This window comes from Treponema socranskii subsp. buccale (assembly GCF_024181585.1).
GTDB lineage: Bacteria > Spirochaetota > Spirochaetia > Treponematales > Treponemataceae > Treponema_D > Treponema_D buccale.
In genome coordinates, this window is sequence record NZ_CP054258.1 from 1,917,634 (window position 1) to 1,929,287 (window position 11,654).

Annotated in this window: 10 protein-coding genes and 1 pseudogene; 5 read left to right on the plus strand and 6 right to left on the minus strand. The window is 50.0% G+C overall.

Annotated elements, in window-relative coordinates; all coding sequences use genetic code 11:
• Positions 1-20: 20 nt before the first annotated feature.
• Both leuB and cimA read right to left on the minus strand, forming a co-directional pair.
• Entirely contained in the window at positions 21-1,106 is a 1,086-nt protein-coding gene (gene leuB, locus HRI97_RS08725; protein ID WP_253725084.1) for a 3-isopropylmalate dehydrogenase, read from the minus strand.
• A gap of 63 nt (positions 1,107-1,169) precedes the next feature.
• Positions 1,170-2,774 carry a citramalate synthase gene (cimA, locus tag HRI97_RS08730; protein ID WP_253725085.1) on the minus strand — a complete coding sequence of 535 codons (1,605 nt, stop codon included), beginning with the start codon at positions 2,772-2,774 and terminating at the stop codon, positions 1,170-1,172.
• Between the two features lie 162 nt (positions 2,775-2,936).
• Here cimA and HRI97_RS08735 point away from each other — a divergent pair, with 162 nt between their 5' ends.
• A complete protein-coding gene (locus HRI97_RS08735) occupies positions 2,937-3,782 on the plus strand; it encodes a pyridoxamine kinase (RefSeq protein ID WP_180485494.1) in 846 nt (281 codons plus the stop codon).
• A 3-nt stretch (positions 3,783-3,785) separates the two neighbouring features.
• The gene (locus HRI97_RS08740) at positions 3,786-4,556 is read left to right on the plus strand and encodes a histidine phosphatase family protein (protein WP_253725086.1); all 771 of its coding nucleotides are present in this window, start codon (positions 3,786-3,788) and stop codon (positions 4,554-4,556) included.
• A 12-nt stretch (positions 4,557-4,568) separates the two neighbouring features.
• On the opposite strand, the gene HRI97_RS08745 is transcribed toward HRI97_RS08740, so the two are convergent.
• From HRI97_RS08745 to HRI97_RS08760, 4 genes are all read right to left on the minus strand, one after another.
• A complete protein-coding gene (locus HRI97_RS08745) occupies positions 4,569-5,510 on the minus strand; it encodes a methyl-accepting chemotaxis protein (RefSeq protein WP_253725087.1) in 942 nt (313 codons plus the stop codon).
• Between the two features lie 16 nt (positions 5,511-5,526).
• A complete protein-coding gene (locus tag HRI97_RS08750; protein ID WP_253725088.1) occupies positions 5,527-6,669 on the minus strand; it encodes an FIST signal transduction protein in 1,143 nt (380 codons plus the stop codon).
• A 157-nt stretch (positions 6,670-6,826) separates the two neighbouring features.
• Positions 6,827-7,429 (minus strand): IMPACT family protein, encoded by a 603-nt coding sequence (locus HRI97_RS08755; RefSeq protein WP_253725089.1) that lies wholly within the window; start codon positions 7,427-7,429, stop codon positions 6,827-6,829.
• Positions 7,430-7,444: 15 nt separating this feature from the next.
• Positions 7,445-9,367 carry a DNA topoisomerase IV subunit A gene (locus HRI97_RS08760; RefSeq protein WP_180485488.1) on the minus strand — a complete coding sequence of 641 codons (1,923 nt, stop codon included), beginning with the start codon at positions 9,365-9,367 and terminating at the stop codon, positions 7,445-7,447.
• 240 nt (positions 9,368-9,607) lie between these two features.
• On the opposite strand from HRI97_RS08760, the gene HRI97_RS08765 reads away from it, so the two are divergent.
• The 3 genes and pseudogenes from HRI97_RS08765 (at position 9,608) to HRI97_RS08775 (ending at position 11,371) form a co-directional block, all read left to right on the plus strand.
• On the plus strand, positions 9,608-10,201 hold the full coding sequence (locus HRI97_RS08765; protein WP_253725090.1) for a transposase: 594 nt from the start codon (positions 9,608-9,610) through the stop codon (positions 10,199-10,201).
• A 138-nt stretch (positions 10,202-10,339) separates the two neighbouring features.
• Positions 10,340-11,068: pseudogene (locus tag HRI97_RS08770) on the plus strand (transposase); the annotation flags it as partial.
• Between the two features lie 117 nt (positions 11,069-11,185).
• Complete coding sequence (locus tag HRI97_RS08775) at positions 11,186-11,371, plus strand: hypothetical protein (protein ID WP_253725091.1); 186 nt, start codon at positions 11,186-11,188, stop codon at positions 11,369-11,371.
• Positions 11,372-11,654: the final 283 nt, after the last annotated feature.

Here is an 11,654-nt window from a genome sequence, read left to right on the forward strand (position 1 = left end):
ATCGCCGTAAGCCCCGTCCTCTATCCTGCGATGCGCCGGGCTACGAGCTCGCCCATCTTTTTCGTACCGGCAAGTTTTCCCGCAGCCTTTACCGCCGCAATATCTCCCGCAATGTCTCCGGTGCGCCAACCCTCGTCGAGCACGCTTTCGACGGCCGTCTCGATCGCGCGCGCTTCGGTTTCCGCGTGAAAGCTGTAGCGCAAAAGCATCGCTGCGGATAAAATCGTCGCAAGCGGATTCGCCGCATCTTTACCCGCAATGTCGGGTGCCGATCCGTGAATCGGTTCGTAGAGTCCCGGCCCGCTTCCGTCGCCGAGAGACGCGGATGCGAGCATGCCGATGGAACCCGTGATTTGGCTCGCTTCGTCGCTTAAAATATCGCCGAACATATTGCTCGTCGCGATGACGTCGAACTGCTTCGGGTTTCGCACGAGCTGCATCGCCGCGTTGTCGATATACATATAGCCGAGCGAAACGTCGGGATAATCGCCTTTGACGCTTTCCGTGACTTTGCGCCACAGTCGGCTCGTGTTGAGAATATTCGCTTTATCGACGACCGTGAGCACTTTTCGCCGCTTTTGCGCCGCTTCAAAGCCGAGCCGCACGATGCGCTCTATTTCATGCCACGAATACCTTTCCGTATCCCACGCGCTCTTTCCGTCCTCCGACGTACCCCGCTCGCCGAAATAGATGCCGCCCGTCAATTCGCGCACGATGAGGATGTCGATACCGTCGCCGGAGTCTTTAAGCGGACAGGCTTCTTTGAGCTGTTTGAACATGACGGCGGGACGGAGGTTCGCATACACTTTCATGCCGCCCCGTAAACCGAGGAGCGCTTTTTCGGGGCGCATTTCAGGCGCGACGTTGTCCCACTTCGGCCCGCCGACGGCTCCGAGCAGCACCGCATCGGATGCGAGACAGATATCGAGCTGGTCTTTCGGAAGCGGGTTTTGCCGGCTGTCGATCGCAGCCCCTCCCGCAACGACGTGTTTATATACAAACTCGTGTCCGTATTTTTTTGCGACGGCATCAAGCACGCGCACCGCTTCCGCTACGACGTCCGGTCCGATTCCGTCGCCGGGAATAAGCGCAATCGTTTTTTTCATATCAACCTCACTTAGCGCACATACAATCGAATTTTATTAATTATTAAAATCCGACATGCGCGCTCATATCATTTTTCGAAAATGTTTTTCGATATCTTTTATCAATTTATATTCGAACGAATCGACGAGGGCGAGCCAAGAGGCTTCCATGATATCCGCCGAAACGCCGACCGTCGTCCACGAATCGACCCCGTCGGTGCTTTCGATGAGGACTCTCACGCGCGCTGCGGTCGCGGACTTTCCGTCGATGACGCGGACTTTAAAATCGGTGAGCCGGATCTTTTTTACTGCGGGATAAAATTTTTCGAGCGCGCGGCGGAGCGCGATATCGAGCGCGTTGACGGGACCGTCGCCTTCGCCCGCACTCACCGCGATCTGTCCGTCGACTTCAACTTTAATCTGCGCACATGCGTTGACTCCCTTTTCGGGCCTCGGATTGATACCGCTCGTCTGATAATAATGCAGCGTAAAAAACGGCTGGTATTTTCCGATCGTTTTGCGCACGAGCAGTTCGAAACTTCCGTCGGCTCCTTCAAACTGATAGCCTTCGAATTCGAGCTCTTTCATTTTTTTAATAATTTCCAAAACGACCGGATCGTCTTTTTGAATCGCCGGATCGAATTTTTTAATCTTTTCGATGATCATGCTGCGCCCGGCAACTTCGCTCATGAGGAACACGCGGGAGTTTCCGACGCTTTCGGGGGCGATGTGTTCGTACGCATCGGGATTTTTAATAACCGCATCGATGTGCATCCCCGCTTTGTGCGCAAACGCATTCGCGCCGACATAGGGCAGCTGCGGATTCAGGGCGATATTCGCGATTTCGGCTACTCGCCGCGCGATCGGTGTAAGCGATTTCAGTTTTTCATCCGGAAGGCAGGTATAGCCCATCTTCAACTGCAAGTCGGCGATGATGGTCGCAAGGTTTGCGTTTCCCGTACGCTCTCCGAAGCCGAGAAGCGTTCCCTGTACGTGACGGGCTCCCGCTTCAACCGCAACGAGCGAGTTCGCAACGGCAAGCCCCGAATCGTCGTGCGTGTGGATGCCGACAAGGGCTTCACGTCCGAAATGCGCGCACACATCGGCAACCGCTTTTTTACATTCGTCGATGAGGCAGCCGCCCGTCGTTTCGCAAAGCGTGAGCACGCCGGCACCCCCTTCGATTGCCGCGGCGAGCGTTTTCAGCGCATAGTCTCTATCGTGCCGGTAGCCGGTAAAAAAATGTTCGGCGTCGTAGATGACACGGCGGTTGTTTTTCGTTAAAAATGCGCACGTATCGCGGATCATCGAAAGGTTTTCTTCGAGCGTCGTTTTAATAATATCGACGACGTGGAATGTCCACGACTTTCCGAATATGACGACGTCTTCCGTCTCCGCCGCCAAAAGGCTTTGTACGTTTACATCTTCCGCGCACGAAATATCTTTTCTGCGCGTCGCGCCGAAAGCGCAGAGTTTCGCATTTGCAAGCGGCGTTTTTTTTATTTCCTGAAAGAATTCCATGTCTTTCGGATTCGAGCCGGGGTTCCCCGCTTCGATATACGCGACACCGAGTTCGTCGAGCGCACGCACGATGTGAATTTTATCCTGTACCGAAAGACTGATACCCTCGCCCTGCACGCCGTCGCGCAGCGTCGAGTCGAGGATATCGACCCTAGTATTTGAACGCATACCGATAGTTATAATGGAAACGGCGGATAATGGGAAGTGCGCCGTTGACAGCAAAATGCAATATCACTAGGATCATACGAAACAGTCGGATAGCAATTTTTGAAAGTACCGTTTTTCAAACCTTGCCATCCGATCGATATGTAAACAAGGATGGAAAATATTATGAAACGAATCGTCACCGTACAGGACATTTCATGCGTGGGAAAGTGCTCGCTCACCGTAGCGCTTCCCGTCATTTCCGCGATGGGAGTCGAAGCCGCCATTTTGCCGACGGCAGTGCTTTCGACGCACACCGCATTCAAAGGTTTTACGTTCCGCGATCTCACGGAAGACATCACGCCGATATGCGATCATTGGAAACGTGAAAAGATTTCGTTTGACGCGATCTATACCGGTTACCTCGGCTCTTTCGAACAGCTCGATTTGATGAAAAAAATGTTCGCCGACTTCGGCGGAAAAGACGTGCTCGTCTTCGTCGATCCGTGTATGGCCGACAACGGAAAACTTTATCCGGGCTTTACGCAGGAGTTCGCATTCGCGATGGCAAAGCTCGCAGGCCTCGCCGACGTCATCGCGCCGAATATGACCGAAGCGTCGTTTATGCTCGGCGTTCCGTATAAAGCTGCAGGTTCATACGATGAGGCATACATCAAAGATATGCTCAAAAAACTCGCCGCCCTCGGCGCAAAGCGCATCGTTTTAAAGGGCATCGAGTTCGCTTCCGAACCCGGAAAGATCGGCATCATGTCCTACGATTCGGCAAGCGGAGATTACACGAATTACTTTCATGAAAAATGCGCGACGAGCTTTCACGGCACCGGCGACATCTTCGCAAGCGTCTGCGTCGGCGCTCTCATGCGCGGTCTTTCGCTCGAACAATCCTATGCACTCGCGGCGGACTTCGTCGTCGAATCGATCAAAGCGACCGTTTCGCACAAAGACTACAATTGGTACGGCGTCGATTTCGAAAGCGCTATTCCTTACCTCGTAAAGCGGCTCGGAGCATAACGGATGCGCCTGTTATTTATCCGGCACGGCGACCCGAATTACGATTTGGACATACTTACCGAAAAGGGAAAGCGCGAAGCCGCCCTGCTTGCAAGACGCGTCGCAAAATGGCGCGTCACCGATTTTTTCGCTTCGCCCATGGGACGCGCCGAAGAGACGGCTCGAATCGCGATGCAGGATACCGGGCGCAAAGCCGAAATATGCGATTGGCTCAAAGAATTTCATTATAAAGTGCGCGACCCCGAGACGGGCAAAAGCAAAATCGCGTGGGACTGGCTCCCCTCTTTTTATACCGATCCCGCAAACAAAGCGCTCCTCGACGTCGACGAGTGGATGCACGCGCCCGTCATGGAATCGGGCGATATCGCACAGCACTTTGCAGAAGTGTGCACCGGCTTTGACGGCATCCTCGCGCGCTACGGCTTCGTGCGTGAAGGCGGCATCTACCGGACTGACGGCACGCACTGTCAAAAAGGCGTATTCAACGATTCGATCGCGCCCGTTAAACGATCCTACGACGACCGAACGCTCGTCTTTTTTTGCCACTTGGGCGTCATGTTCGCGATCATCGGTCATCTCGTAAAAATATCGCCCATGCAGCTGTGGCAGGGCTTTTACGTCGCGCCGACATCGGTGACCGCCCTCGCATCCGAAGAGCGCGTTCCCGGCACCGCATTTTTCCGCGTGCAAACTTTCGGCGACACGAATCACTTGCACGACGGAAACGAAGCGCCTTCGGCCGCAGGGTACTTTACCGACGTATTCTACGACTGATGCGCTTTCCGCTCAACTTGCAAAGGAATCGACGGCAATGCGGTTGTCCGCACCCGCAAGCTTTTCTTTGAGGTACAGGAATATTTGCTGCAGCTGAATGATAAACGAAATACGGTCGTTCATCTGTATTAAGCCTTGTATCTGATCATCGCTGATCGCTTTTTCTTTTTGCCGGTTCAAGCGGTCTACTTCGTTGATATTGGCAATCGTTTCCGAAATGGAATCGCCGCTCTCTTTTAAGCGCCCGACAAGTGTCGACATCGATTGAAACGTTTCGCTGTTTCCCTCTTTTATGTCTTCGATAGTTTTCAGCGAACCTTTTGCCGACTGCTGCAGTGTCACGAGTTTATTTGTATTTTCTTCGTTCAGGGAAACCAAACGATCGATATCGGAACGGAGGCGATTGATGGTTTCGCTGATCTTTCGCGACATATCGTCCGTGCTGCTCGAAAGCTTTTTTATTTCATTCGCAATGACGCGAAAGCCTTTACCCGCTTGCCCCGCGTGAGCGGCTTCGATCGAAGCGTTGAACGCGAGCAGCTGCGTATTCATGGCGATGCTTTGAATGGCAACGATAAATTTTTCTATGGAAACTATTTCAGTGTTCAGCTGGGAAAATTGATTAAAAAAGGTGCGGCCGCTTTCTGCAATCTTTTGTACCTGCATCGAAATATCGCTGAACTGCTCGAGCGTCTGCTCAAGGTTTTCGACCGTCTCTTGATTCGCACCGATCATAACGTCGGCGCTTTTGCCGATAGAATCGCTTATATCCGAAAGGTTTAAAAGCGTTTCTTCCTGCTTTTGCTGCAAAACACGTTCGTTTTCTATGACCGCGAGATTTTCCCGTTTTACCGCGTCGTCTTTTGTCGTATCGTTACAATAGTCCATCAAAATCCGCAAAAGCTCAAGACCGCCGTCCAATACCGCATCTACCGTTATATCCTGTGTAGCCATAAAAACCTCCCTGTACTTATTCACCGATAACGATTGAAACCAATGTCTGATTCAAGTACACTTTTCGAAACAATTCGCCGTAACTCGAAAAACCGCAGTACACGGGAAATTTCGCATTGTATATGCTCGTCATAACGGGTCCCGATTTATCTCTGGCAAAGAGCAGCGCGCGGAAAGCGCAATTGATAAACATGACAAACTGCGGATGCGGTATCGCACGGATGATTTCATCGCACGTATTTCGTGTAATTTCGGCATAATCATCCGGCTCGAGGATATCGATAATGCTTCCGGGAAGAATTCGCCCCTGCATATTTACCGTACCGTCGGGATTGAATTTATCGAATGCGGTAATAAAAATTTCATCGCCGATCCGTCTTCCCAACGGATGATCGAAGGTCATGTCGCCGACGCCGCTTTCGGGACAGCCGACCGCCTCCGCATATTCTTTTCTCGGTGAAGAATAATTCATCGTCCGTATCAGACGGCAGGCGACATCCGCCTGCGTAACGGTTACCTGCTTTCCGTTCGGCTTGTAGATATTTTCCTTTCTGATATCGAATTTGAGCGACGTATGAAAAAATAAAATAACCGCGCCGTCCGAAATGACGTCTCCGTTATAACTCACATAGGTTTTTTTAAATTGCAGATCGTCGCCCGCCCCGCCGCCTGCGATGATGAATTTATCGTTCGGCACGACTGCGTAAAATACGGAAAGCAGCGCTTCTTCCGCCTGACAGATGCCGTTTACAAAAGCGAGCGCAAAAGCGTGCATATGACAAGCGGGATCGTTCGCGTCGATGCCGCATCTGTTCATCGCGGACAAAATTTTCTTTTTGTGGATAATCGGAAATTTATTTACGGCGTCGAGCAATACCCCTGAAAAACGTATTTCGGGACCGCTGACGGCAGTCAGCACGATAGAATGATTCGTAAATCCTTTCATGGATATCTCACCGCACGTCGTCGTCCCGATAACCTCAGCATCGGGAAAACGCGCCTTTATCTCGGCGGAGAGAGCGGAAAAATCATAGATCGAGCTCGCAAAAAAAATCACCGCGCTGTATGCCGAAAACGGAGCTTGCAGCGCTCGACACAGACTGTTTACAACTTCGTGTATATCGCCTGTAATCGCTGTACTTACTACCTCTTGTTTCATACTGCACCATCCTGTTGTTTGGTCTGGGAATTACCCTGCTTACTATAATAACCCCATAATCGAAAAACCGCAATGCAAAAAAACACTATCGGGAAAATACACAAAATCAAAGAAATTGTCGAAAATACCGCATTAATGCGCAAAAGCGCACACGTATTCACCCGTGCAGCAAAACCGTGCCTCCGCTCGCATCGCGGAGCGCATCGGAAAATTTTTGCAATTCCCCGCTTTCGATTTCTCCGCTTACGCTTACCGCCGATTCGAAGCGTTCTGCAATATCGAAAAGACGAAATTCTTTCATAATGTGCCGAAGCTTTTCATAGGCGGCATACGAAGCGGTAAAAGAAAAACGCGTTTTTTCGATAAGCTCCGAAAAGGCACCAAGCCTTTCCGCTTCTTCAATAACCGCCTTTGCGGCGTCTCCGTACACTTTAACAAGACCGCCCGTACCGAGGAGCGTTCCGCCGAAATAACGCGTAACGGTCAAAAGCGCATTCGTACACTTCCTTCCGCACAGCACGTCGAGCACCGGACGCGCAGCCGTCCCCGAAGGCTCTCCGTCGTCGCTCATGCCGCGTATTTCGGCCGAAGGACCCGTGACAAAAGCGTGGACGACGTGAGAAGCATCGGAATACTTCGCTTTTTGCGATTTTAACAATTCCCGCGCTTCGCTCTGCGACGCGCAGGGCAAAAGCTCTGCAATAAAGCGCGAATGCTTTACGAGCGTTTCAAAAACCGCATAGCCTGTAAGCGCATCCAAAAAACTTTTCTCCGCTTAAGCTTCTTTCGGAGGCTCGACGTCGACAGATTCGACTTCTTTCGGAGCTGCTCTCGTACCCTGCGCTTTCAATCCCTTTTCGGGGAATGCGGACGCTTTAAAACTTTCGTCGAGTTTTTTTAACCGCGCTTTTTTCACGTAATGCAGCGTAAACGTAAAATTTTTCCGCGTATCGACGTGGAGCACTTCTTTGCCGTCGGGCGCAAAAAAATAGTCGCGGTTCATGATATAACCTTCGACGCGGCATCGTTTAACAAAAACGTATTTCGTTTCGGGGTCGCGGTAGATGACCGTAAAGAGCACTTTCGAAAGACTTTCTTTGTCCGCAAGCCCGCACCAAAACATGCCCGGCCCGACGAAAACTTTTTGCGGAGAATCGGTTACGCTGAATATGCCGCTCCGCCTGACAAAGAGCACCCTGTCGTAGGGCGTAATTTTAAGCACTTCGACACCGCCCGAAACGCCCGTTCCGAGATAGCCCGACGTACCGTCGTATTTGAGCGGAATGTCGCGCTTGACGATTTCTTTGACGTCGACTTTTTCGATGTCCGCGATCGTCGTGAGACGCTGCGTCTTTTCCGCATCGAGCTTTGCAAGTAAACCGTCGAGCCACGTGATCGCATAGGCGGCAAGGTGCTTTAAAAGCTTGTCGATTTCTTTGATGCGATTTTTTGCGGCTTCCACTTCCTGGCGGTTTTTGTTGATATCGTAAAGCGAAATACGGCGGATCGGAATCTTCAGCAAGTGATCGACATCGTCGTCGGTTATGGGACGCAGGAGCTCTTTTTTAAACGGCACAAAACCTTTTTTTACCGCAGCGACGACCGTTTCCTGCGTTTTCATCTGTTCGATATTTTTATAGATGCGTTCTTCGATAAAGATGCGCTCAAGCGTCCGCAAATGCAGCTTTTCGAATTGTTCGGCACGCTCGACGGTGAGTTCGTCTTTCAGCACGCCGATGAGCTGCTTTGCGTGAAATTTAATAACGTCGGTTACGGTAATCTGTACCGGCATATTGTCGCGGATGACGAGCAGGTTGCAGTATATCGTCTGTTCGCATTCGGTATACGCGTAAAGCGCATCGACGACATCGGCGGCATACACGCCGCGCGGAAGCTTTATTTCGATATTGACGGTTTCCGCCGTGTAATCGTTGATCGACGCGATGCGCACTTTATTGTTCTTTGCCGCTTTTTCGATCGAGTCCATGAGCGACTCGGTAGTCGAACCGAAGGGCAGTTCGGTAATCGTAATCTTTTTTTCGTCGCTTAAATCCATCTTCGCTCTTGTAACGATTTTCCCCAAGCCGTCCTGATAGTCCGATACGTCGATGAGACCGCCCGTTTGAAAGTCGGGATAGAGCGTAAACTTTTCGCCGCGCAGACATTTTTTTTCGGCTTCGATGACTTCGCGGATATTGTGAGGAAGGATTTTCGTACTCATGCCGACGGCGATCCCTTCCGCGCCCAAAATCAGCACGAGAGGCAGCTTTGCACGGAACATAACGGGCTCTTTATTGCGCCCGTCGTAGCTCGGAACGTAATCGGTGATTTTCGGATTGTAGAGGATATCGCGTGCAATGGGACGCAGACGGCATTCGATATAACGCGCCGCGGAAGCAGAGTCTCCTGTGTAGAGGTTTCCGAAGTTTCCCTGCCGGTCGACGAGCAAATCCTTATTGGCAAGAACGACGAGCGCCGAATAAATGGACGCATCCCCGTGCGGGTGATATTTCATGCACTGACCGACGACGTTTGCGACTTTGTGAAATTTGCCGTCGTCCGCTTCGAGAAGCGTGTGGAGGATTCTCCGCTGTACCGGTTTCAGTCCGTCGACGAGTTCGGGGATAGCACGATCTCGGATAACGTAGCTCGCGTATTGAATAAAATTGCTGTCGAAAAGATTTTTTACGTATGCCATATCGTTTCAGTATACAGCAAATGCGGACTTCTGTCTTGCGACGCGATACGGAATGAGCTATTTCGTATGTAAATAAATCCATATAAGATAAAGAAATACGAGTAGTAGAAAAAAAATTTTCTCCCACAAGAAAATGAAAAGCTGTGATAAAATTCTAATAAACAGCAATGAAAGGGGGAAAAGGAGGGCGTTTTTCCCGAAAGAATCAAATAGCTGAGAAAAACGCCCCCAAAAAACACTATGGCAATTATAGCACAAAAACCATTGTTCGGGTGGGAACAGTACGGAAATTTTGACGGATTGCGTCGGCTGGAAATCCTGTTGCCGGTACTAAAAGATGAACCGTTTATGAAAGTCCTGGAAGCAGCACGCGGACATGGACGGGATGATTATCCGGTGAGGGCAGTCTGGAATTCAATTATTGCAGGAATTGTTTTCGAACATGAAACGATAGAAAGCCTGCGTCGTGAACTAAAGCGGAACCCTGCCCTGTGCGACATCTGCGGCTTTGCAGTACTCAAAGGAGAAGGGTGCATACCGAAAGCGGGAGTTTACAGCCGCTTCATAGAGAATATCTTGAAACATATAGATTTGCTGAAAGAAGTGTTTATACATCTGAGGGAAGAATGCTACGCGGTGTTGCCGGATTTCGGAAAATATCTTGGAATAGACGGAAAAGCGATTCGAAGCTTTGCAAAAGGAAAATCAGACAAATACACAAAGGATGGAAGTAATGACCGCAGGGGCGACAGCGATGCCAACTGGGGAAATCACAGCCACTACAATAAACTGAAAGCAATCGTAAAAACATGGTTCGGCTATACCGTTCCTTAAAAAACGACATGCGAGGAAATTTCAATTTCCGAGAATGCCGTTTTCGTGCGCTTTTTGTGCACTGTTGATAAACGAGTTTTCGAAGAAAACTCGAAGTTAAAAGATGCCGCGCTTATTTAGCGGCGGCTTTTAAACCTTCATCTGATTGCCGACACGCAGTATGAACTGCCGGTATGGTTTGAACTTACGAAGGCATCAGAAAGCGAAATAGTAAAAGCCCACGAAATGATTGATACAATCGGGCAAGATACGCCTGAAATCCTTACGAGATGCGAGTATTTTACGGGTGACAGGGGGTATGATGACAGCTCCTTGATTAAGAAGTTTGAGAAACATGAAATAGCTGCGGTAATTGATATACGGAACTGCTGGCAAACTCCGCCGGAAACGACACGAGCGCTTGAGGCGGATATGCGTATAACACATACATTCGACGGAAAGGTGTTCTGTTCCTGCGGGCATGATGGAAAGGAAAAAAAGATGGTGTGCCGCGGATATGAAAAGGGCAGGAAAGCAATTAAATACGGCTGTCCTGCAAAATATTACGGGATAACCTGTGGGGACAGCAAGAGCTGTTCTATTCCGAAGGAAATCAGGATTCCTCTTGCAACGGACAGGAGAATTTTCACAGCGGTACCTCGTGACAGCCTCAAATGGAAAAAGATGTATGCTATGAGGAGTGCTTTGGAACGCGTAAACAGCCGTCTGGATACTATGTTCGGCTTTGAAAGGCACACTATCCGTGGTCAGAAGAAAATGACGTTCAGACTGACGCTTGCGTATATCCTAATGATTGCCTTTGCATTAGCCATGTATAAAGCAAAGGAGAAAGATAAAATCAGGTCTTTTTTGTCTGCTACCGGATAAATATGCGACAAACGAAAAAGCTCATTATACCGCCGCGTTGCAATATGCGCGAAAACGGATTATAATACCTATAGCGGACAACCTGATCAATCCGATTGCCTAGGACGAGAGGGAGCCATGAACGCCGACGCCGGCACAACGTATATACCTGTAACGCAAAACTACGATCCGGTACTTGACAAAGCCGCCGAATTGTGCATCATCGTTCGTTCGTTCGTTCGTTCGTTCGTTCGTTCGTTCGTTCGTTCGTTCGTTCGTTCGCAGCGTAAACCCTACCCGCCCGTCCCCGAAACGCTTACATAATACGCTCTCCGCATACAGCATTTTCTCACCGCATACCGCACGCACGGGACAAAGTCTCCGTGCGTTTTTTATTTTCTCATCCAAAAGGAGGTACGATAAAAAATGTCGTCTGAAATATCGCCGACACTTTTTATTTCGAGTTTGCTTGGATGTTTGCAGAAGACGTGTATACGTGTCGTTTCGATAAAAATCGCATGAATACGATACGCTTTATTTTGCAAACTCGACTATTGAACGTGTGCGCATACGCGCACGGCTAAAAACTTTTTCGGAAATTGATATT